We start from the raw sequence: 22,597 nt of genomic DNA on the forward strand, positions 1-22,597 counted from the left end.
GCTACAGAAATGAGACCCTTCAAGGCTCACATATATTAGAAGAGATAACGTACGTAGTTACTCTTTTTGTATCTGTAGCGGTAATTTGTGCTTATTACTTTGGAAAAATGCTAAAAAAAGACACTCAAAAAGTTTTAAATAATATTCATGAGATTAAACACTCTAACTATAATATTAAGCATAATATAGCAAGAGCCGATGAAATTGGAGAGATATCGCAGGCGATAGAATCCATGTCCCATGAAATAGGAACCTTGAATGAGGAGATCATCTCAACACAAACAGAAATTGTAAATACAATGGGAGAGATAGCAGAAACAAGGAGTAAAGAAACCGGAAACCATGTTAAACGTGTAGCTCTTTTTTCTGAACTTTTAGCTCTTAAATACGGATTTAGTGAAGATGAAGCAAAACTTTTAAAACAAGCATCTCCTATGCACGATATAGGAAAAATCGGTATCCCTGACATCATATTAAACAAGCCAGGTCGCCATACTGAAGAAGAGTTTGAACTAATGAAAACACATGCTGCTCTTGGTTATGAAATACTTAAAAATTCAAATAGAGAAATATTAAAAGCCGCCGCCATAGTTGCTCATGAGCATCATGAAAAGTATGATGGAAGTGGATATCCAAGAGGTTTAAAAGGTCAACAAATACATATATATGGACGAATTACTGCTGTAGCCGACGTATTTGATGCACTTGGTTCAGATAGAGTTTACAAAAAAGCATGGGAAGATGAAAAGATTTTTAATTTGTTTAGAGAAGAAAAAGGCAAACACTTTGATCCGGATTTAGTAGATCTGTTTTTTGAAAATATAGATTATATCTTAGAGATTAGAGACAACCTAAAAGATAAAGCTACTTAACCTACACTAACTCTATTTTTACCACTGTTTTTAGATTTGTATAACAATCTGTCTACTCTTCTGAATATAGTGTCTTCAGTATCACTTTCATTACTTTCAGATACTCCAAGACTCACAGTAATAGTCCGATCTGTAACCTCGTCTAACTTTTCTGAAATATTTTTACGCAGCTTTTCTGCAACAGAGACAGCACTCTCTAAACCTGTTTCAGTTAATAAAACTACAAACTCTTCACCACCGATTCTAAAAACATAATCATTTTCTCTTAGTTGTGATTTAACAATATTACTTAGCTTAACTAAGACTTCATCTCCAACCTTGTGACCATATGTATCGTTTACCTGTTTAAAATCATCTATATCAAACATAATCATTGAAAACTTTGTCTTATAACGCTTTTTGAGTGACAATAATTCTTCTACTCTTTTGTTATAAGATTTTCTATTGTAAAGTTTTGTCAGTTCATCTACATATGTTTGATCTTTAATTTTCTTTTGTGCTAAATGTAGTTCGGTTATATCTCTTGCTATACCTAAAACACCTGTATCTTTATTGTTGTATTTAAATGGAATTTTTTGCACTAAAAGATATTTTCTCTCACCATCTGGATATGTAATCCATTCATAGTTAGAAGAGACTTCATTTTTCTCAAGCATTTGTACATCCATCTCTCTAAACTGTGAAGCCATCTCTTCTCTAAAAAGCTCGAAATCATTATGACCAATCATCTTATCTTTCGTTTGTCCTACAAATTTTAAAAAGGCATCATTACAACCTAAATATTTAAACTCTTTATCTTTAAAAAATATAAGATCATCTGTTGAGTTAATAATTGAGCTGAGAGTACTTTCAGACTTTTCAACCTGATGAATATAATTTTCCTCTTTTGTTACATCGATAACTATACCGACTGAAACTAATGGTTGGCCATTTGAGTCAAAATCTGTTTTACATTTTTCAATCACCCATTTAAGCTCTCCATTTGAGAGTAAGACCCTATGTTTGATCTCATAATCTTTCTTTGTCTTTAACGAATCTAAATAAGCATTTTTCACACATTCTCTGTCATCTTCATAAACTATATTTACAAAACTTTCGAAGGAAAGTTTAAACATGCCTTTATCTATTTTAAACATGTTATATATTTCATCTGACCAAAATAGTGTACCTTTTTTTAAGTCGTACTTCCAAAAACCTATTTCAGATATTTGTTGCACTTTTAAAAAAGTATTTTTTTCTTCTAATGCATTTTGTCTTAATTGAAAAAGAATTCCTAAAATAATTGAAAATATGATGGCAAAGGTGATTTTTTCAAAACTTGATAATATATACTCTGAAAATAAAAAAACAGATACAATGATTACAGAAGCGAACACTACTAAAATTGTCGGTATATATCTACGCATACCTTATTATACAACTTAACTTCTTAATACAATTTTTTATTATGCTAAAATTAGTTTATGAATATATTTAAAAACAAAACATATATTAGTTTTATTTTTTATTTTGTCTTTTATGGAATTGTGATTTCATTATTTACTTCATTTGTTAATTACAAAATTCAGTATTCAGATATTGAAAAAGGCATCAAACAAAATGCTGAGTATACTTCAATGCAAAAAATTAATCGTATTGAAAGCTACATTGAAGGGATCAAGCAAAACCTTTATTCAATTACAAATAACCCGACTTTTATTAGATATTTGGAAAATTCAAACCCAGAAAACAAAGAACAAACACAAAATATATTTATAAATACTGCTATGTCAAATATAAACTTCTTTCAAGTACGTTTTATCAACAAAGATGGATTAGAAATTATAAGAGTCGACAAAGATAGAGCTACGAACTATTCTTTTGTAGTAAGTGAAAAAAATCTTCAAGATAAATCAAACAGATATTATTTTCAAGAAAGTATTAAAAGTTCTCAAGGAATGTACTGGAGATCTAAAATTGATCTAAATGTTGAGCGAGGTGTTATTGAAAAACCTATACGCCCGACAATCAGAGTATCTACACCTGTTTATCATAATCAGATTTTACATGGAATTGTTATCATAAATGTAGATCTGACAAAGTTATTTAATGCAATTCAACAAAGTTCTGATTTTATTATATATATAGCAGATAACGAAGGCAATTTTTTAATACATCCGAATGAAAAAAATTCATGGAGTAAGTACTTAAAAAATGGATATAAACTTAGTGACGAATTTCCTAACAAATACAAAATAATGTTATCTACTAGTAGCTATAAATCTATGCTTGTAAACTCATTCAGTCTAGAAAGAGCAATTCAAAACAATGAAGATTTATCACTTATACTAAAAACTGAAAATGACTATGTTACAAACCTAAAAAACAACAATTATCTTCTGACATTATATTTAACAGTTTTAATTTTAGTAGTGTCTATACCTTTAGGAGTATTTATTTCATTAACTCCGGCAAGACTACAAGAAAAATTGAACATACTGTTAAAAGAAAATGCTGAACAGTTGGATATCATCGATAAACATGTGATTACTTCGACTACAGATCTAAATGGTAATATAATTGATTTAAGTACTGCGATGTGTAAAATAAGCGGTTATTCTAAAGAAGAATTAATTGGAAAAAATATGTCTGTTTTAAAAAGCGGAAATTTACCAAAAGAACTTTATGAAACATTATGGAGAACTATAAAAAACGGTTTAGTATGGCAAGGTGAAATTGAAAATAAAACTAAAAATGGTGATTATTACTGGTTAGAAATAACTATACTTCCGCGCTTAAATTCAAATAATGTTATAGAAAACTATATGGCTATATGTACAGATATTACAGATAAAAAAATTATTGAATATATTTCAGAGCATGATAAACTAACTAAACTATATAACAGAACAAAACTTGATAAAGTTCTTGAACATGAATACTTAAGATCGCAAAGATATAAAAACACTTTTTCTATAATCATAATCGATCTAGACCACTTTAAATCTGTAAATGATACATATGGGCACCTTGTCGGTGATAGTGTATTAGTAGAACTTGCAGATATACTACAATCAAGTATCAGAAGTACTGATACGCTTGGAAGATGGGGTGGTGAAGAATTCTTAATAATATGTCCGCAAACAGATCTTTCAGGAGCAAAAGAGTTGGCTGAAGAGATAAGAAGAAAAGTTGATAATCATACATTTAAAACAATTGGAAATAAAACGATAAGTATTGGAGTTTCTGAATTAAATAATGATGATAATATAGAGAGTCTTCTTAAAAGAAGTGATGATTGTTTATATGAGGCTAAAGAATCTGGTAGGAACTGTGTTAAAAGTTAGTTCAAGCAACTAAATCAGATGTAACTATATTTTTTCCACTCTCTTTAGATTTATAAAGTAATTTATCAACTCTTTTAAATATAGAATCTTCTGTATCATGCTCTTTAACTTCTGTTATACCGATACTAATTGTAATTTGACGATCTTTTATAGAGTTTAGATTTTTTTCCACGTTAGCTCTTATTTTTTCCGACACTTCATTACCTTCATATATATTAATATTTGGACATATTATTACAAACTCTTCACCGCCTATCCTGTAGATGGTATCTATTTTATTTCTTATAATCGAATTTACCAATTTAGATATATCCATCAAAACAATATCACCCACTCTGTGACCATAGGTGTCATTAATTTTTTTAAAATTATCGATATCAAACATAATCAATGCAAAAGGTGTTTTATACCTATTAAAAATTTGTAACTGTTTAACTATATCTCTGTTATATCCTTTTCTGTTTTGTATTTCTGTTAATGGATCTATATATGAGAGAAATGCCTTTTCTTCAATCTCTTTATTGAATCTGTTAATTAAAAAATAACCAAATGCCATTATTAATACGATTGATATGTAAACTATGTATTTGATAGTTGTATATGTCGTATACATATTTTTAAACTTTAAATTAATATGCTCTTCCAACTCTTCTAATGTTTTAGAAAGCAAAGCATATTTTTTGTCATAGATTTCATCTAGTTCTCTGATATTTATTTTATTTTTCATTCTATTATATTGAATAGATTTTATCTCTTCAAGTATTTTTTTTGACTTATTAAGCATACTATTCATATACTTATCATTAAGAGAGTTATTAAGCTTAAAACCGTTAATTATTCCGCCGCTTATGAGTAAATCTAAATTATCAATACTTCTTTTTATAAATAGATCAATTTTTGAGAACTCTTTAATATCCCCGTTTAAAAATTCTTCTAACCACAAATGAGATTGAGTAGAAAAATATTTTATATTCACAATTGTATATGTAAGATGTTTATTGTGTTTGGAAAATCTATCTGTGAAGTAGTTTAGTGATAAAAAGGATAGGACTATTATAATATTTAACGTTATTAATATTTTATATATTCTTTTTTTACTTTTAAAATATTGATTAAATAAAGTGTTTTTCATGGTTTAGATTATACACAAATTACATCTGTACATCAAGCGTATATAGTTCTTTGATGCGCAGCCTAAAAATGACACGAAAGTGTCATTAATTGTCCTTCGCAGTTTTGTCCTTCGGACATAGAACCTTGATTCGAAAAGGGTAAAAGCCAAGAAATTGGCTTTTACCCTTTTCTTACATCATACCTGGCATTCCCATTTGTGGAGGCATTCCACCACCCATATCTGCTGGTTCTTCTTTAGGAATCTCAAAAATAGCAGCTTCAGTTGTAAGAAGTAAACTTGAAACTGAAGTAGCATTTGTAAGTGCTACACGTTCAACTTTGAATGGATCTATGATCCCTGCTTCAAACATATCTACATACTCACCAGTAGCTGCGTTGAAACCTAAGTTTTCATTATCTGCATTCTCAATTGCATTTACAACAACACCTGTGTCATAACCTGCATTTGCAGCTATTTGTTTTACAGGTGCTTTAACAGCACGTAAAATAATCTCAGCACCTATTTTTTGGTCATGCTCTTCAAGGTCTAAGTTAACTTTCGCAGCAGCACGAACAAGTGCAGCTCCACCACCAATAACTATACCTTCTTCAACAGCAGCTTTTGTAGCACTTAGAGCATCATCTACACGGTCTTTTTTCTCTTTCATCTCTGTCTCAGTTGCAGCACCAACTTTAATAACCGCTACACCACCTGCAAGTTTTGCAAGACGTTCTTGAAGTTTCTCTTTGTCATACTCGCTTGAAGTTGCATCGATCTGTGTACGAATCTCAGAGATTCTTTGTTTTACCATAGATTCATCACCGGCACCATTTACGATAACAGTGTTGTCTTTGTCAATTACTACACGTGCAGCTTGACCTAGCATTTGGATATTTGCACCCTCTAGTGTGTGACCTGTCTCTTCACTGATCACAGTACCCGCAGTAAGAATAGCTATATCTTGAAGCATAGCTTTACGTCTGTCACCAAAGCCAGGAGCTTTAACAGCAGAAATATTTAACACACCGCGAAGTTTGTTTACAACTAAAGTTGAAAGAGCTTCACCCTCTACATCCTCGGCGATGATCAGAAGTGGACGGTTAGTTTTTTGAACTTGCTCTAATACAGGAAGAAGATCTTTTAAAGAGTTAATCTTGCTGTCTACTAAAAGAATGTAAGGGCTCTCAATCTCAGCGATCATCTTCTCAGTATTTGTAATGAAATACGGGCTTAAGTAACCACGATCAAACTGCATACCCTCAACTACGTCAAGCTCGTCTGAGATACCTTTAGCTTCCTCAACAGTGATAACACCATCTTGTCCAACTTTCTCCATAGCTTCAGCGATCATATCACCGATCTCTTTATCTGAGTTTGCAGAGATTGTAGCTACTTGAGCTATCTCGTTTTTATCTTTAATAGCTTTAGAAGAAGCTTTTAGGTTTTCTAAAATAGCTTCACAAGCTTTGTCCATACCGCGCTTAACTTCAACTGGGTTAGCACCGGCTGTAATATTTCTAAGACCTTCTGAAAAAATTGCATTTGCTAAAACTGTAGCAGTAGTAGTACCATCACCCGCTTCATCAGCAGTGTTGCTAGCTACCTCTTTTACAAGTTGAGCACCCATATCTTCTAGTTTATCTGCTAGTTCGATCTCACGTGCAACAGATACACCATCTTTAGTGATCACAGGAGAGCCATAGCTTTTTTGGATTAGAACGTTACGACCGCGTGGTCCCATAGTAACTTTTACTGCATCACAAAGCTGAGCTACACCTTTTGCTAACTTGTTTCTTGCATCATCTGAAAAAATTATCTCTTTTGCCATCTTAATTCTCCTTAACCTATAATTCCAAAAATATCTTCAACATCAATAACTAAGTATTTTTCACCTTCAAGTGAAACTTCGTTTCCACTGTACTTTCCAAATAATACTTTATTCCCCTTATTTAGTGCATTCACTTCACTGCTTACAGCTACAACTTCACCTTGAGACGGTTTTTCAGCAGCATTATCTGGGATAATTATTCCCGAAGCAGTTGTATTTGCTTCTTCTAATCTTTTTACTAATACTCTTTTACCTAATGGTGTAAAATTCATTTTAACTCCTTATAAACAGTATAAATTTTTGATTTGTGATTTTACTAAAAATTAGTAACAAAGTCAACAAGTTTAGTCTATATGACTCAATTATAGTATCTAATAAACACTAAATTATATTTAGCTTAGATTTTCAAAAACTAACTTTCAAAACTATCTAAAAATATATAAAACAATAAAATCTCAATATATAATGTTTTCAAAGCTATTTTAAAGTTTTAGATGGATATAATTTCGACCTACAAAACGGATGTCAAGGTAGCTCAGCTGGTTAGAGCGCTGGTCTCATAAGCCGGAGGTCGAGAGTTCAAGTCTCTCTCTTGACACCATCTTTTAAAAAAATCACAAACTATAATAGATTAATTTTCTCAACATCAACAAATATAAATTATTTTAATACCATTCTACCCACTTCTATCAAAATTGTATTATTCAAATAACTAATATCACAAATTTATCACATAATATGATAAACTGTTGCAAAATAAGTTAAATAATATTGGGAAATACTTTTTGGAACTCTATAACTCATATAACGTAATATCAGAAAATAAAAATAAAATAATAAAAGAATGGATCAACTCAGAAACCCTTAACCATATATTAGAACATATAAAATACTCTCCTGAACTATATGAAAAAGAGGTAGCTTCACAGGTTTTAAACTATCTGCTAAGCATTATAAAAAACGAGGCAGAGATCGGTGACTGCCCTGCTATGAGAAAAGTTGTTGAAACTTTTTTAGATTCCGGATTGTGTGTTGAAGATGTATTTTTAAACTGTACTATCTTTAAAAACAATGTTATTGAAGTACTTTACATAAATAAAATTGAGATAGAAGAGATTCGTAAAGTAACTAATATTTTAGATAAGAATCTGCATAGAATACTAGGTATATACACAAAACAAAAACGTGACAGAGATCAGAAATCTAATTTTCATACAGACCTCATTGAAGAACACGTAGCCTTAAGTACTACAAATACGGATGGCATCATAACATATGTAACGGATGCATTTTGTAAACTATCTGGTTATACAGAGAGTGAACTAGTAGGCAATACGCACAGTTTACTAAGTCATCCTGATATGCCTAATGATTTTTTTAAGTCTATGTGGAAAAAAATAAAGAAAAATCAAGTATGGAAAGGTAAAGTCAAAAATAGAAAAAAAGACGGCGGAGAGTTTATAGCAAGAACAGAGATAATACCCTTTTTAGATAAAGACGGTAGTGTTATTGAATATGTAGCTATAAGACATGATATTACAGATAAAGAGCTATCAAATATTGATCCGCTAACTGGTATGTACAATAGGAGATATTACAAAGCTGTAATTGATGATATATTTGAAACACATCAAAAACTATCTATCATGGTAATAGATATCGATCACTTCAAAAGTATAAACGATAATCACGGTCATAGCTTTGGAGACTTGGTATTAAAAGAGTTTTCAAAAGTTTTATCTAGAAAAATACGTAATAAAGACCTATGTATAAGATGGGGTGGAGAAGAGTTTGTTGCCTTACTTCCTGGTACAGAACTTGAAAAAGCAATAGAAATTGCAGAGAGAATAAGAACAACTATCGAGAGCCTTGAAATTCTAGATAAAAACTCAGGAACATCTGTAGATATAAAATGCTCCATTGGAGTAACAACTAGATATGAAAATGATACATATTCAAGCATGTTTGACAGAGCTGACGGTAATTTATATACCGCCAAAAACAATGGTAGAAATATGGTGATATCTAAATAGTTTAGAATAACCTTCTTAACAACATATCAACACCCTTGTCAACTGCTTTATCCACAATAGCATCGCCAACGCCTCTCTGTTGTGTAGCAGGAGTGGCCGAACTTTTTTGATATACAACTTTTGTCTTATTGTTCTCTTTTGCTATACGCTGCTGCTCAGCCAATAAATTCTGCTGTTCTTTTTTGCGTTGCTGCTCTTTTAAAAGCTCCGTTGTAACATCCATCATTGCAGATATTATACTATCAGATAAACCCATTTTCTGCAGTTTTTCTACCTCATCCATAGAAAACTCTTTATATGGAGTTTTTACTCTTTTTATAAATGATATGATGATTTTTTCACTTTTACCTTTTTTAATCATATCACTAACATCTACAACTTTAAGATTTTTAGGTCCAGTTAGTTTTAGTTTTAATGTTTCATCTTTGATATATTGAACAGCTATAGGGTTTTTATAAACGAACTCTATTAGCTCTTTTTTATCTTTCTTAGATTCAAGCTCTGCAACTTTTTTTTCTAAAGTTTCCTTTTGTTGTGCTGTTTGAGTATTTTGATTAATATCTGAAGATTGTGCTACACTAAATTGCATATTTGGATCTTCTCTATATTGCAAGACAAATGAACGAGTTTGTTTCAACTTAGAAATCTTTTCCATATAAATATTATAGAACTGTTGGTTTGATTTATATTTCTCAGCAAGTTGTTCATGAATCTTTATATTAGAATCAATAGAAGCTACTAAATCATTTCCATATCCGTCCTTATCAGACATCTTAGCCCCTCTGCTCAGAAGAAGCTTGATAGTATCTATGTTTCCGGTACGTATTGCATAATGTATAACTTCACCTTTATAGTTGTCTGTCTCATAAATATTTGCACCGCTGTTTATTAAAAGCTCAGCTACTTTTGTAGCTCCTGAACTAGACGCCTGCATAAGTGGAGTAATTCCATATTTACTTTTTTTATCTACCAATGCACCGCTGCTAATTAGATACCTTGCAATTGACAGATAATTATCATTTGTTGAAGCATAATGAAGTGCAGTATTTCCTAAACTTGACTCAACTTCATTTACCCTACCAGCCTGAACATACTTTTTTGCATTATTCATATCTACTGCGGCTAAAACAGGTGTTATTTCACCAGAACTTCTAACTGCACTATATCTAGGTTGTGCAACACAACCACTAAGTAATACTAAAGCAATAAGCATAGACGAAAAATCAACTAACCTTTTTTTCATAAAAACCCCTTTTTATTTTATAATAAAAAATTATAATCTAAAAAATATAAGCACTATCTTAAGCAATTATTAGAATAATTTTCTTAACAACATCTCAACACCCTTGTCAACCGCTTTATCTACTGCTTTATCTATAATAACATCCCCAACTGTTTTTTGCTGCAGACTAGGACCTTGTTGATATATAACTTTTGTTTTACTGTTTTCTTTTGCTATACGCTGCTGTTCAGATAATAAAAACTGTTGCTCTTTTTTACGTTGTTCATCTTTTAATAACTCAGTTGTAACATCGATCATTGAGGCAATAATATTATCGCTTAAACCCATTTCAATAAGTGTATCGATTTCATCTAATGTAAACTCTTTATATGGTGTTTTTACCCTTTTGATCAATGAAATAACTATTACTTCACTTTTGCCTTGTTTTAAAAGTTTACGAATGTCTCCAACTTTCATACCGCGTGGACCTGTAAACATTAAACGTAATGAATCATCAGATATGTAATACGCTGCACTAGGATTTTTATCTGTATATGTTTTAAGACCTTGAAAATCCTTATTGTTTATAAATTCATTAACAATAATGCGTTGTTGCTTCTTTTTATCCTCTTCTACCTCTCTCTTAGCTAGAGATGGATCTTTAAAATATTTTAACAGTTTATATTGATTTGATTGAGTGGCCACTATTTGAGCTGTTCTGCCATAACTGTCTTTAAGCATTAAGTTTGTATCCATGCCTATTAAGTATTTTACAATTGCCTCTTGATCTTTTATCTCTTCTTTCTCTCTATATAAAGCCAAATGTAAAGGTGTATAATTTATTTTGCCTTTATATACTGTTTGCGCATTTAAATCAGCTCCATTATTAGCTAAATACTTAACAACATCAATATTGTTATATCTTGCTGCTAAATGTAAAGGTTCCCATCCATCCGGTTGTGCTGCATTAATATCTGCATTGTTTTCTACTAAAGATTTAACTATATTTAAAGAACTGTTTCGAGCTGTAAAATGCAATATTGTTTTATTATCAGATGTTTTAATGTTAGGATTCGCGCCATGTTCAAGAAGAAACTTAATTATGGCTTCTTGATCTTTTAGCTGTTCTTTTTCTCTATATATAGTAAGTATTAGTGGAGTATTATGTGCTTTGCCTTTATGCAGGGTTTGTGCATTCAGATCTACTCCATTTTGTACTAAATATTTTACAACATCTAAGCTGTTATATCTTGCTGCTAAATGTAAAGGATTCCAATTATCTACAGTTTTAGAATTAATATCAGCCTTATGCTTTATAAAAAGTTTTACAATATCCAAAGAGGTATTTTGAGCTGCATCCAAAAATGCTGTCCAGTCACTTTTTCCTTTTATATTAGCATTAGCACCATTTTTAAGCAAACAATCTATAACTCTTATCTTGTCATTAAGGCGTTCTTTTTCTCTATATAATGCCAAATATAAAGGAGTATGGTTTGGTATACCTTTATCAAGGATCTGTACATCTAAATCTACTCCTTGTTTAACTAAATATTCAACTACATCTGCGCTGTTATACCTAGCTGCTAAATGTAAAGCAGTCCATCGATCAGATGTTGTATCGTTTATATTAGCCTTATTGTTTATCAAAAATTTTACTATCTCTAAAGGTTTTTCTCTAGAGGCAATCAAAAGAGGTGTCCAATTATTTTTTGCCGCTATATTTACATCTGCACCTTTTTCCAATAGAAATTTTATAACAGATATTTGCTCTTTTAAACTTTCGTTCTCTCTATATATTGACAAGTATATAGGAGTAACTTTCTCAGAGCTCTCAGCGTTTAAATCAGCTCCATTTTTAAGAAGATATTTTACGACATCAAAACTATTGTATCTAACTGCATAATGTAATGGTGTCCAGAGTGATTTTGATTTTGCATTTATACTTGCACCTTTTTGAACCAAGTACTCCACCGTAGCTAGATCAGCTGATTTAGCTGCGTACATTAAAGCAGTAATACCTTTTTCATCTACTTCATCAACTTTAGAACCTTTATCAATTTCCTGTTTCATCATCTTAAAGTTGTTGTTTTTTGCAGCAGAAACCACAGGTGAAGATGCGACACATCCGGTAAATATAAGCATACTAAACATCAAGACAGTTACATAGATTATTCTCTTTTTCATCTCAAACCTTTTTACTTTCCGGTATATTTAAATATTTTACAAAAAAGATCTTTAAATAATTTACAATTTACTATATAATTATTCAATTGACAAAAGTGGGGTTCTATATGAAATATGCACAAACTTATAACAAACTGGCAGAATTTGGAAGAAAAGTATTAGAGATCGAAGTAGTAGATGAGATTCTTCCCTACATATCAAAATATGCTAAAGATACTATCGGTGCCGATAGATGTTCAATATTTGTATATGATCAAGATAAAGAAGAACTTTGGACAACACTTGCCGATAATGTTGAAAGAATAACTGTGCCTTCGGATAGAGGTTTGGTAGGTTATGCCTTGGCTACAAAAGAAGGGCTTATTGAAAACAACCCTTATAAAAACGAACATTTTTACAAAGATGTCGACACTGAAACAGGATATATAACTAAGAATGTTATCGTAGCTCCTATTTTAGGTTCTCAAGGAGAAGTTGTAGGTGTGTTTCAACTTATAAACAAAGAGGATGAATTTGATATTGACGATGCAAAATTTATGAAGTTTTTCGCTCACTATATAAGCGGATTTTTAGAACTGGCAGAACTTAACGAGCATCTGGATAACAAAAAGTAGACCTGCAAATATTTGAGAATGTCTCATCTAATCCTGCTTTTATAACTATCTCTTTTTTCAAGTATGGATGATACAGTTTTAATTCACTGGCATGTAAAAGCATTCTATGGCAGTTAAACTCTGCTCTTATGAGTTTATTATGCTCCCCTCTTCCGTATTTCGTATCACCTAAAAGATGATGAGATATATGCTTCATATGTCTTCTAATCTGATGCTTTCTTCCCGTTTTCGGTTTTAGCTCAACCAAAGAGTATCTTACTTTATCGTAACGTCCCACTGCAAAATCTAGCTCGGCCCTTGCCAATGTTTTATAGTGAGTTACAGCTTCTTGTGCATCTTTATCGGTTTTTGCGTCTTTGTCTGCTATTTTGTCAAGTTTCTCTTTTAAAGCATAATCGATCACACCCTCATCATCAGTATATCCGCGTACAGCTGCAATATAAGTCTTTTGAATTGCATTGTTTTTAAACTGTTCTGATACCAAGTTTGCACTCTCTTTATCAAGTGCAAAAAAAAGTACGCCAGAAGTAGGTTTATCTAAGCGGTGAAGAGGATATACATACTGCCCTATCTGATCACGAAGCATCTGAACTGCAAAACGTGTTTCATGCCTGTCGATCGGTGATCTGTGTACTAAAAGTCCTGAAGGTTTGTTGATAGCAATGTAGTGTTCATCTTGATATATAATCTCTAATTCTTCATTTATATTCATATGGAATTGTATCATTTTAATCTATAATGAAGTTAGATAATATAAAATAATACTATCTTACAAAAAAGGTTTAAAATGGATTACAGTTTTTCTATAACAGGACTTTTAAAAGAAGCTTTTGATCGTTCTTACGGGGTAAAAGGTACAATTGTCGGTGCTTCATTAATATATGGAATTGTTGCCGTAATAATTTCAGCAATACTGGAACTTGTTTTTCCATCTGGAGACTCTTTTTTTAATGGAATCATTCAAACTCTTATATCAGCACCGATCACTGTACCTATTATGGTTGGTGTAACATTTTTGGGTATTAACCATGCAAGAGGTTTAGATATAAATATACCTTCTATATTTGATTATTTTGGGATGATGGTACCAATAATAACAACTTTTATTTTAATGTATATCTGTTTAATTATAGGTTTTACTTTACTTATTCTTCCTGGTATATATCTTGCAGTTTCATATACATTTGCTTATCAACTGGTTGCAGATAAAGGTCTTGGTGCATGGGAGGCTATGGAATTATCAAGAAAAACTGTTACCAAACAATGGTTTAAATTCTTTGGTTTAGGACTTTTAAGTGCATTAATTATTATACTAAGTATTATACCGCTTGGTATTGGTCTTATTTGGAGTATACCAACAGTTTATATAGCTTATGGACTTTTATACCACCATATATTTGATGATGAAGAAGTTTAAAATATTTGCGTGATAAGTTTGTGATATATTTCAAAATCTTTTGATATTAACTTGATATAATTTCCCATAATAAAGTGAAAAAGGAAATTTTTTGAACTTAAATAGTTTTTTATGGGAATATGGGGCAAAAGTTCCCGGTTACGACGTCAGAGTTGTAAATGAAAGAGAAGTAAGAGCAGCAGCAGGTATACTTGGAACACTAGGTATGATAGTTGTATTTGTTGCTATCGGTTTTAATCATACTATCGTAGCAAGAATCTATCTTGCATTTATGTTTCTTGATTTTACAGCTAGATTAATTAGCACAAACTATGCTCCATCTTTACTTTTAGGAAGATTCTTCGTACAAAATCAAAAACCTGAATATACTGGTGCTGCTCAAAAACGATTTGCATGGCTACTAGGCTGGATCATTTTCCTTCCAATGCTATGGTGGTTTGTTATAAACTGGGATATCAGTTTTTACAAAGTTTTACTTTGTGTGCTTTGTCTTCTTCTTACTTTTCTTGAGAGTGCATTTTCAATATGTATAGGATGTATGCTGTATCAAACGATCACAAGAAAAGATGCACAACATTGTCCTGGTGGCGTGTGTGAAATACGTGAAAAAGAGCCAATCCAGATGTTTAATCCTGTACAAAAAGCAATAACTGCCCTAACTATGATAGGACTTGTTGTTGGTACATACCTATTTTTAGCGACACAAGAACCTAAAACATTCTTCGGTGAGTTTTTACATGAAATGGTATTAACAGATGCTCAACTTAAAAAAATAGAAGAGGAAAAGTACAAAAAAGCTATGGAAGCTGAATTTGGAAGTGATGACGAAGACTTCTAACCTCTCTTCGTCACTTTTCTGTGTTTGGCAGTAGTTTTTTTATAGTGCTTTTTACGAGGTTTCTTATCCTCTTTTTTATGCTCTGATTTTAATTTAACTTCATCTCTGTCTTTACGTCTTGCATTAGGATCAGGCTCAAATCCTTCAACTGTTTCTTTTGGTATTCTCTGACCTATTAGACGTTCAATATCTTTAATATCATACTTTTCATATATATCTAAAAGTGTTATAGCTTCACCGTCACGTCCTGCACGACCAGTACGCCCTACACGGTGAACATAATCTTCAGGAACGCTTGGAAGCTCATAGTTGATCACGTATGGAAGCTCTTCTATATCTAATCCGCGGGAAGCTATATCTGTAGCTACAAGTACACGAATTTTTTCCTCTTTAAAAGCATTTAGTGTTTTAAGACGTTTTGCCTGTGTCTTGTCTCCGTGGATTACATCTGCTTTTAATCCGTCTTTTTTAAGCTCTTCAACTAACTCATCTGCACTTGCTTTTGTCTTTGTAAACACAAGAACTTGTCTAAAGTTACGTGAACCTATTAAGTATGCACAAAGAGCTGCTTTTTTATCTACATCAACAAGATATGCTACTTGATTTATAGTATCAACAGTTGAGTTCTTCTTAGCCGATTCAATGAACTGAGGTTTTCTAAGAATCAGTTTTGAAAGCTTTCTAACCTTGTCACTATAAGTTGCTGAGAAAAGCAGAGTTTGATGGTTTTTAGGAAGTAAAGGATGAGTTTTTCTGATCTCTTTAACAAAACCCATATCAAGCATTCTGTCTGCTTCATCAAGTACAAATATCTCAACATCATCAAGCTTTAATCCGTTATCTACATGTTCGATCAAACGACCAGGCGTAGCTATAACTATATCTACACCTTTTTTTAAAATACGCTGTTGAGACTGTATATCTTTTCCGCCTACCAGAACAGCTATATTTAGCTTCATATTTTTTGCATAGTTATTAAGATCTTCATAGATCTGAATACTAAGTTCACGTGTAGGAGATAAGATTACCCCGCGAAGAGTTCTGTTTTCATCTGCACTTGTATTTCTAAGTCTTTGAAGCATAGGCAGTCCAAACGCAGCCGTTTTACCGGTACCTGTTTGAGCTGTTGCAAAAATATCTTCTTTTGCTAAAACAAGTGGAATAGCTCTAGTTTGGATTGTAGTAGGGTTTTCATAGCCTAACTCTCTTATAGCAGATAACAGTGGCTTCATAACACCTAGTTTTTCAAATGACATATAGATTCTCTCTTTAACTTAACTTATAATTTATATGAAATTTTAGCATATTAAAGATATAATCCCACCAATACGAAACGGTTAACAAAAATGGTAAGAAAAAATTTAAAGAAAATATCAAAAAGCGAAAAAATAAAAGAGTTTATAAAAAAATATAAAGTCCCATCGGAATACCTATCTACAAATAGAAAAATGGTAGTTCGAGGAGTAACTTTAGGTATTTTTATAGCCTTTATACCTATGCCTATGCAGATGGCTGCCGTGCTCGCTTTTATGCCATTTTTCAAGTTTAACGTACCACTCGGGCTTGCTATGTGCTGGCTCTCAAACCCTTTTACTATGCCGCCAATGTATTATATGGAATATTTAACCGGTAGTTTTTTCTTAGGTATTAAGCCTGAGCCTGTTGAATTAACAGTTGATTGGTTTATGAATAATCTAGACAATATTTTTATACCTCTATATACAGGCACACTTTTTTATTCTGTCGTAGGTTCATCTTTGGCTTTTTGGCTGGTAAATCATTTTTGGAAGGGTTCAGTTCACAAAGACAGAAAACTTCATCGCGACGATAGAAAAAGCTAAACTTTTAAACTCTTTTTATAAAAATAGACCCAAGCCGCCATTGAGAAAGCCACCATTGAAAGGCTCATTAACTGTCCTTGAGTTACAGTGTTACAACACAGGTATCCAATCTGAACATCAGGTGCGCGCCAGAACTCTGCAATAGCACGGAATAGCCCGTATGCAGCTCCATAAACCAAGATAAGTTCACCTGAGTATTTTTGATATTTTCTATATCCGTATACTACAAAGAATACTAATATTCCCTCTAAAAATGCTTCATAAAGCTGTGAAGGATGACGAAGAACTCCATCTACGTAAATTCCCCAGCTTACATCTGTTTCACGCCCTACAAGCTCTTGATTTAAAAAGTTTCCTATACGACCAAATGTAAAAGCTAACGGCACAGAGATAGCCACAAGATCCATTATACGGCCAAACGGCTCTTTATGCTTTTTAGTGAAAAGATACGATCCTATAAAGAAACCTATAATCGCACCGTGATAACTCATACCACGAATACCTACAAAATCTCCGTTTTGGTCAAAAGGGTTAAAAATCTGCCAAGGGTGTGTTAAATAATAAACCGTTTGTGTATCATAAAATAGAATATATCCAAGTCTGGCACCCAAAATAATACCTATCTCAATATAGATAAAATAGATATCTAACTGCCCCTCTTTAAACTCTAAATTATCTTTTTTTATAAAATATTTTCCAATATAAAGTGCAGTTACCAAAGCCAGAACATACATCATCCCATACCAGTGTACAGGGAAAGAAAATACGTGAAATGCTATTGGATCAAAGTTCTCGTATATATGGTTCCAGCTATTGTTAGGCATTACTTTTTAAGTGCCTCAGCTATAAGCTCTATAGGGTTTTTAAACACAACATTCTCCACTCCGCTTACATTCATAGAGTTGTTGATCTGCATACGACAAGCTGAACACTCAGCACTCACAACCTCTGCACCTGTTTTTGCTATCATCGCAGCTTTTGGTTTTCCTGCAGCTTCTGCAAAGTGATACTTTTCAGTCTGCATAGTTACACCGCCAAAACCACAACAAAGGTTCGGATCACTCATCTCTACAATAGAGTAGTTTTTGCTTATCAAGTTTCTTGGCTCTTGATATACACCCTGCATCTTTTTAGCATGACAAGGGTCATGGTAAGTTACGATGTTAGGCATCTTTTTCTTAGATGCTAATAGCTCGCTTAATTGTGTATGATGCTCTAGCCACTCTGTCGCCATAAATATTTTATCTTTTATCTTTTTAGCGCGTTCTAACCACTCAGGCTGATCATGAAAAAAGTGCTCATAATCGATCTTAAGCATAGCAGAACAAGTAGCTTCTGGAACTATGATAGCCTCTATATCATCACCGAACTTTTCAAAGTACTCTATATTGTGTTTAGCATTGCTGTCAACCGTATCAAAATCACCTGTAAAGTATGCAGGTGCCGCACAACACTTTTGATCTTTTGCCAAAAAGGCATCTATTTCTAAAGTCTCTAAGATCTCTAAAAGTGATTCACCTACTTTTTTATAGTTGTAGTTACCTAAACACCCTATAAATACTGCTACTTTTCTTTTTCCGCCGTTATCTATGTTTTCCTCATGCGAATTTAAAAAAGATTTTTTCATTAACGATGGCAGTAATCTGTCAGCTTTTACCATCGGTATGAATGAGCGAGGACTCATAGAATCGATCTCTGCTTTAATTTTAAATCCGCATGTTTGAAAAACATACCCTAGTTTAAAAGCAAGATCATTTAACCAGCGGTGGCGAAGAAGTAAGAAGAAAAGTTTTTTATACCAAGCGATTCCAAACTTTTGCGCTATATCTGCACGGGCTTGTTCTATAACCATATCTGTCGGAAGAGATTTTGGACAAACATCTGTACAAGCTGTACATAAAAAACATGATTCAAATATATCTTTTGCATTTTTATCAAGTTCTAAATCACCGCGTTTATATGCACCAAGTAGATCAATAAAACCACGTGGAGATGTGACCTCGTCGGCATTTACATTATGAATAGTACAAACAGGTATACATTTACCACATTTAACACAGTCGTTACTTGTAGCAGTAAAGTCAAAAATCTCTTCTAGTTTTTTAGTCATTTTTATACCGTTTTAGAAAATGTCTTTTTATTTGCAGCGTGTTTTTTCATGTAAGCATCAAAAGGCATACAAATATTTCTGATCAGAAGTGTACCTGTATGGCTACACTCGATTTTACTATCACTTATACTAAGCAACTCTTCATCTGCAAACGGTTTAAGAGCCTCGATTGCATCTGCAAAATAAGTGTTAAAATCTACATCAAACTTTTCATTAAATCTGTTTATATCAAGTTTGAAGTTACTCATAAGCTCCATAATCACATACTGACGTATAAGATCATCTTCACTTAGAACTACACCGCGTTCAAAAGGAAGTTTACCTGCATCGATCGCCGCTTCGTAAAGCTTCATATCTTTAAAGTTTTGATTGTAAGAATCAATGCCCTCACCGATAGATGTAAGTCCAACACCTATTAGATCAGCTCCGCCTTTAGTTGTATAACCTTGGAAATTTCTGTGAAGCTCACCCTTCTCAATAGCTTTGAAAAGCTCATCTTCAGGTTTTGCGAAGTGATCCATACCAACCATTTTATATCCATGTGAAGTTAAGTAATCAATAGTGTATTTCATGATCTCTAACTTCTCATCTGGACGTGGCAGCGTAGTCTCATCTATTTTACGCATAGTCTTTTTCATCCAAGGAACGTGTGCGTAGTTAAATACTGCAAATCTATCTGGATCAAGGCTAAGTGAAAGCTCCAGAGTCTCTTTAAAAGTCTCTAAAGACTGGAATGGAAGTCCGTAGATAAGATCAACATTTACAGAGATCATGTTGTACTTTCTAGCCAGATCCATTGCGGCTTTTGTAATGTCGTAAGGCTGAACACGGTGAACAGCTACTTGAACTTTTTCGTTAAAATCTTGAATACCAAAACTTACACGGTTAAACCCTGCTTCGCTCATCACTTTCATCTGCTCTTCTGTGATGTGGCGAGGATCGATCTCACAACTTATTTCTGCATCTGAGCGAAAATTTGGAAATGTTTTTTTGATCTCATCAATGATCTCTTTTAACTGAGGCGCTGAGAAAAATGTAGGAGTACCGCCTCCAAAGTGCATTTGAAGTACGTCGCGTGAAGTATCTAAATGTTTTGAAAGGATCGCCAACTCACGCTTAATATAATCAACATAGCGTGCCATCTTCTCCTCTTTTGAAGTAAAGACTACGTTACATCCACAGAAGTAACAAGCATTTCTACAAAACGGAAGGTGAAAATAAAGACTTAAAGGACGAGACTTGTCTTGAGTTTCAAGTTTTTTAATATATTCATCGTACTTATAAGAATCACTAAATTCTAATGCCGTAGGATATGAGGTATATCTTGGTCCAGGTTTTGAGTATTTTATAAATTTTGAAAAGTCTAACATCTATTTACATCCATATATTATTTAACGCGATTATCCCCAAACTTTATTAACGGTTGGGAAAAACTCTATCTTGGCATTCCACCTGGGAAACCACCCATTCCGCCTGCACCGCCCATTTGACCCATCATATCTTGAAGTTGTTTCATACCGTTTTTACCAGAGAATTTTTTAGCCATTTTACCTGCATTTTTAAACTGTTTGATCATACGGTTGATCTCAACTTGAGTAAGTCCACAACCTCTTGCTATACGCTCTTTACGAGAGTTGTTTAAAAGATCCGGATCTTCTCTCTCTTTTTCAGTCATTGAGCTAACCATAGCTTTTATGTTTTTAAGCTCGCTTGAGTTTTCTAAATCGAAATCTTTTAAAGCTTTACCCATGTTACCCATACCAGGCATCATAGACAGAAGTGATTTCATTGAACCCATCTTCTTCATAGCTTCCATCTGCTCTAAAAAGTCGTTGAAGTTAAACTTACCTTTTTTGATCTTTTGTGTAAGTTTTTTAGCTTGTTTCTCATCGATCACACCTGCAGTTTTCTCAGCAAGACCCTCAACGTCACCAAATCCCATTAAACGGTTAACGATACGCTCAGGCATGAAAACTTCAAGGTCTTCCATCTTCTCACCGCTACCGATGAAACGTAATGGAACTTCTACTTGACTTGATAATCCAAGAGCTACACCACCTTTAGCATCACCATCGTATTTTGAAAGGATAACACCGTCAATTCCGATCTTTTCTTTAAACGTTGTCGCAGTTTTTACAGCATCTTGACCAGTAAGTGAATCAGCTACATAAAAGATCTCACTTGGTTTTGCTACTTCTTTAACTGCGTGAAGTTCATCCATAAGCTCATCATCAATAGCTAAACGACCGGCAGTATCTATTAGAACTACATCGTAGATCTTAGAGTTTGCATACTCAAGTCCTGCTTTAACAACCTCAACTGGATTTTTTGTAGCTTCATCTTCGTAAAGTTCAACTTCGATCTGAGTAGTTATTTGACGAAGTTGTTCAACCGCTGCTAAACGCTGTAAATCGGCTGCGATTATAAGAACTTTTTTTTGCTTACCTTTTAGATAAGTAGCTAACTTACCAGTAGTAGTTGTTTTACCAGAACCTTGAAGACCAGTCATTAGTATAACTGTAGGAGGATTTGGTGCAAAAACAAAACCTTTGTTTCCGCCAACTTCTAAAAGCTCGTTAAGTGTAATTCTTAGTGCTTCTAAAAACTGATCTTTACCGATCCCTTTTTCTTTTGTTCTTGTCTGAACATTTGCTACTAACTCTTTTACAACTTTATGATTCACATCTGCTTTTAAAAGCGACTTTTTAAGCTCGTCAAGTGCTTTTTTAAGTGCTTTGTCGTCATCAAATGTACGAATTTTTTTAATCGCTGCTGTAAACGAGGATGTCAGTGTATCAAACATAAAAATACCTTCTAAATATCTGTATAATTTTTGTGGATTATATCTAAGTGGTGCTTTATATCTTTTTAATCAATTTTTATACTCTTTTAATCTATATAAGACGATAATTATTTTATAGGTTATAGAGGAGTATATTATGAGCAAACATAAAGACAAAATAGCAAAGATTTTTGAACATCCAATATCTGGAAACATAGATTCTATGAGATTGGTTCATGCACTGGAACATTATGGTGTTGAAGTTGATGAAAGTAAAAAGCATCGTGCACTTTTACATTTTAAGGGTAAGGAATATTCTTTAGCTCTTTCACATAGGAATGAATTATCTAAAGACGCTATTGTAGGACTTCGTCATTTTTTAGAAGAAGTTGGTTTAACACCTGATAACTTATAAC

Annotated in this window: 19 protein-coding genes, 1 tRNA gene and 1 pseudogene; 9 read left to right on the forward strand and 12 right to left on the reverse strand. The window is 32.8% G+C overall.

The window, feature by feature from the left end; genetic code table 11:
• Positions 1-254: 254 nt before the first annotated feature.
• Positions 255-872, forward strand: a pseudogene (locus ABZA65_RS10010) (HD-GYP domain-containing protein); the annotation flags it as partial.
• Here the strand turns inward: ABZA65_RS10010 and ABZA65_RS10015 are convergent.
• The gene (locus tag ABZA65_RS10015) at positions 869-2,278 is read right to left on the reverse strand and encodes a diguanylate cyclase (RefSeq protein WP_373073222.1); all 1,410 of its coding nucleotides are present in this window, start codon (positions 2,276-2,278) and stop codon (positions 869-871) included. The pseudogene ABZA65_RS10010 and the gene ABZA65_RS10015 sit on opposite strands and share 4 nt — an antisense overlap.
• A 57-nt stretch (positions 2,279-2,335) precedes the next feature.
• On the opposite strand from ABZA65_RS10015, the gene ABZA65_RS10020 reads away from it, so the two are divergent.
• The gene (locus ABZA65_RS10020) at positions 2,336-4,198 is read left to right on the forward strand and encodes a GGDEF domain-containing protein (protein ID WP_373073224.1); all 1,863 of its coding nucleotides are present in this window, start codon (positions 2,336-2,338) and stop codon (positions 4,196-4,198) included.
• A gap of 1 nt (position 4,199) precedes the next feature.
• Here the strand turns inward: ABZA65_RS10020 and ABZA65_RS10025 are convergent, their stop codons facing one another.
• The 3 genes from ABZA65_RS10025 to groES form a co-directional block, all read right to left on the reverse strand.
• Positions 4,200-5,141 carry a GGDEF domain-containing protein gene (locus ABZA65_RS10025; RefSeq protein WP_373073226.1) on the reverse strand — a complete coding sequence of 314 codons (942 nt, stop codon included), beginning with the start codon at positions 5,139-5,141 and terminating at the stop codon, positions 4,200-4,202.
• A gap of 361 nt (positions 5,142-5,502) precedes the next feature.
• Entirely contained in the window at positions 5,503-7,140 is a 1,638-nt protein-coding gene (groL, locus tag ABZA65_RS10030) for a chaperonin GroEL (RefSeq protein WP_373073228.1), read from the reverse strand.
• A gap of 11 nt (positions 7,141-7,151) precedes the next feature.
• Entirely contained in the window at positions 7,152-7,412 is a 261-nt protein-coding gene (gene groES / locus ABZA65_RS10035; RefSeq protein ID WP_373073230.1) for a co-chaperone GroES, read from the reverse strand.
• Between the two features lie 252 nt (positions 7,413-7,664).
• Between groES and ABZA65_RS10040 the strand changes: the two genes are divergently transcribed.
• Both ABZA65_RS10040 and ABZA65_RS10045 read left to right on the forward strand, forming a co-directional pair.
• A tRNA-Met gene (locus tag ABZA65_RS10040) sits at positions 7,665-7,741 on the forward strand.
• 184 nt (positions 7,742-7,925) lie between these two features.
• A complete protein-coding gene (locus ABZA65_RS10045) occupies positions 7,926-9,173 on the forward strand; it encodes a diguanylate cyclase (protein ID WP_373073232.1) in 1,248 nt (415 codons plus the stop codon).
• 1 nt (position 9,174) lies between these two features.
• Here the strand turns inward: ABZA65_RS10045 and ABZA65_RS10050 are convergent, their stop codons facing one another.
• Together ABZA65_RS10050 and ABZA65_RS10055 are read right to left on the reverse strand one after the other, a co-directional pair.
• On the reverse strand, positions 9,175-10,416 hold the full coding sequence (locus ABZA65_RS10050) for an ankyrin repeat domain-containing protein (protein WP_373073234.1): 1,242 nt from the start codon (positions 10,414-10,416) through the stop codon (positions 9,175-9,177).
• Between the two features lie 69 nt (positions 10,417-10,485).
• The gene (locus tag ABZA65_RS10055) at positions 10,486-12,579 is read right to left on the reverse strand and encodes an ankyrin repeat domain-containing protein (protein WP_373073236.1); all 2,094 of its coding nucleotides are present in this window, start codon (positions 12,577-12,579) and stop codon (positions 10,486-10,488) included.
• A gap of 107 nt (positions 12,580-12,686) precedes the next feature.
• On the opposite strand from ABZA65_RS10055, the gene ABZA65_RS10060 reads away from it, so the two are divergent.
• Positions 12,687-13,193, forward strand: coding sequence for a GAF domain-containing protein (locus ABZA65_RS10060; RefSeq protein ID WP_373073238.1), 507 nt, complete (start codon positions 12,687-12,689; stop codon positions 13,191-13,193).
• Here the strand turns inward: ABZA65_RS10060 and truC are convergent.
• Entirely contained in the window at positions 13,165-13,905 is a 741-nt protein-coding gene (gene truC, locus ABZA65_RS10065; RefSeq protein ID WP_373073240.1) for a tRNA pseudouridine(65) synthase TruC, read from the reverse strand. The genes ABZA65_RS10060 and truC overlap by 29 nt on opposite strands.
• 75 nt (positions 13,906-13,980) lie before the next feature.
• Between truC and ABZA65_RS10070 the strand changes: the two genes are divergently transcribed.
• On the forward strand, positions 13,981-14,610 hold the full coding sequence (locus ABZA65_RS10070; RefSeq protein WP_373073242.1) for a hypothetical protein: 630 nt from the start codon (positions 13,981-13,983) through the stop codon (positions 14,608-14,610).
• 91 nt (positions 14,611-14,701) lie between these two features.
• Positions 14,702-15,448, forward strand: coding sequence for a DUF4395 domain-containing protein (locus ABZA65_RS10075; RefSeq protein ID WP_373073244.1), 747 nt, complete (start codon positions 14,702-14,704; stop codon positions 15,446-15,448).
• Here ABZA65_RS10075 and ABZA65_RS10080 read toward each other — a convergent pair.
• Positions 15,445-16,704 carry a DEAD/DEAH box helicase gene (locus tag ABZA65_RS10080; protein WP_373073246.1) on the reverse strand — a complete coding sequence of 420 codons (1,260 nt, stop codon included), beginning with the start codon at positions 16,702-16,704 and terminating at the stop codon, positions 15,445-15,447. The two genes, ABZA65_RS10075 and ABZA65_RS10080, sit on opposite strands and share 4 nt — an antisense overlap.
• A gap of 90 nt (positions 16,705-16,794) precedes the next feature.
• Between ABZA65_RS10080 and ABZA65_RS10085 the strand changes: the two genes are divergently transcribed.
• Positions 16,795-17,289, forward strand: coding sequence for a DUF2062 domain-containing protein (locus ABZA65_RS10085; RefSeq protein WP_373073248.1), 495 nt, complete (start codon positions 16,795-16,797; stop codon positions 17,287-17,289).
• Here ABZA65_RS10085 and lgt read toward each other — a convergent pair.
• The 4 genes from lgt to ffh all read right to left on the reverse strand — a co-directional run bounded on the left by lgt (position 17,286) and on the right by ffh (position 22,202).
• Positions 17,286-18,113 (reverse strand): prolipoprotein diacylglyceryl transferase, encoded by an 828-nt coding sequence (lgt, locus tag ABZA65_RS10090; protein ID WP_373073250.1) that lies wholly within the window; start codon positions 18,111-18,113, stop codon positions 17,286-17,288. The genes ABZA65_RS10085 and lgt overlap by 4 nt on opposite strands.
• Positions 18,113-19,399: a (Fe-S)-binding protein gene (locus ABZA65_RS10095; RefSeq protein ID WP_373073252.1), complete on the reverse strand. Its 1,287-nt coding sequence runs from the start codon at positions 19,397-19,399 to the stop codon at positions 18,113-18,115. The genes lgt and ABZA65_RS10095 overlap by 1 nt, the downstream gene beginning before the upstream one ends.
• 2 nt (positions 19,400-19,401) lie before the next feature.
• Positions 19,402-20,769, reverse strand: coding sequence for an oxygen-independent coproporphyrinogen III oxidase (gene hemN, locus ABZA65_RS10100; RefSeq protein ID WP_373073254.1), 1,368 nt, complete (start codon positions 20,767-20,769; stop codon positions 19,402-19,404).
• Positions 20,770-20,834: 65 nt separating this feature from the next.
• Entirely contained in the window at positions 20,835-22,202 is a 1,368-nt protein-coding gene (gene ffh, locus ABZA65_RS10105; RefSeq protein WP_373073256.1) for a signal recognition particle protein, read from the reverse strand.
• A gap of 136 nt (positions 22,203-22,338) precedes the next feature.
• Between ffh and ABZA65_RS10110 the strand changes: the two genes are divergently transcribed.
• On the forward strand, positions 22,339-22,596 hold the full coding sequence (locus tag ABZA65_RS10110) for a hypothetical protein (RefSeq protein WP_373073258.1): 258 nt from the start codon (positions 22,339-22,341) through the stop codon (positions 22,594-22,596).
• Position 22,597 lies beyond the last annotated feature (1 nt).

Source organism: Sulfurimonas sp. (genome assembly GCF_041583195.1).
Classification (GTDB): Bacteria; Campylobacterota; Campylobacteria; order Campylobacterales; family Sulfurimonadaceae; genus Sulfurimonas.

Coding starts and splice junctions, on each gene's coding strand:
- ffh (WP_373073256.1), bottom strand. CDS start 22,202: ATGTTTGATACACTGACATCCTCGTTTACAGCAGCGATTAAAAAAATT.
- truC (WP_373073240.1), bottom strand. CDS start 13,905: ATGAATATAAATGAAGAATTAGAGATTATATATCAAGATGAACACTAC.
- ABZA65_RS10050 (WP_373073234.1), bottom strand. CDS start 10,416: ATGAAAAAAAGGTTAGTTGATTTTTCGTCTATGCTTATTGCTTTAGTA.
- lgt (WP_373073250.1), bottom strand. CDS start 18,113: ATGCCTAACAATAGCTGGAACCATATATACGAGAACTTTGATCCAATA.
- ABZA65_RS10110 (WP_373073258.1), top strand. CDS start 22,339: ATGAGCAAACATAAAGACAAAATAGCAAAGATTTTTGAACATCCAATA.
- ABZA65_RS10015 (WP_373073222.1), bottom strand. CDS start 2,278: ATGCGTAGATATATACCGACAATTTTAGTAGTGTTCGCTTCTGTAATC.
- ABZA65_RS10070 (WP_373073242.1), top strand. CDS start 13,981: ATGGATTACAGTTTTTCTATAACAGGACTTTTAAAAGAAGCTTTTGAT.
- ABZA65_RS10020 (WP_373073224.1), top strand. CDS start 2,336: ATGAATATATTTAAAAACAAAACATATATTAGTTTTATTTTTTATTTT.
- ABZA65_RS10095 (WP_373073252.1), bottom strand. CDS start 19,399: ATGACTAAAAAACTAGAAGAGATTTTTGACTTTACTGCTACAAGTAAC.
- groL (WP_373073228.1), bottom strand. CDS start 7,140: ATGGCAAAAGAGATAATTTTTTCAGATGATGCAAGAAACAAGTTAGCA.
- ABZA65_RS10085 (WP_373073248.1), top strand. CDS start 16,795: ATGGTAAGAAAAAATTTAAAGAAAATATCAAAAAGCGAAAAAATAAAA.
- groES (WP_373073230.1), bottom strand. CDS start 7,412: ATGAATTTTACACCATTAGGTAAAAGAGTATTAGTAAAAAGATTAGAA.
- hemN (WP_373073254.1), bottom strand. CDS start 20,769: ATGTTAGACTTTTCAAAATTTATAAAATACTCAAAACCTGGACCAAGA.
- ABZA65_RS10055 (WP_373073236.1), bottom strand. CDS start 12,579: ATGAAAAAGAGAATAATCTATGTAACTGTCTTGATGTTTAGTATGCTT.
- ABZA65_RS10080 (WP_373073246.1), bottom strand. CDS start 16,704: ATGTCATTTGAAAAACTAGGTGTTATGAAGCCACTGTTATCTGCTATA.
- ABZA65_RS10060 (WP_373073238.1), top strand. CDS start 12,687: ATGAAATATGCACAAACTTATAACAAACTGGCAGAATTTGGAAGAAAA.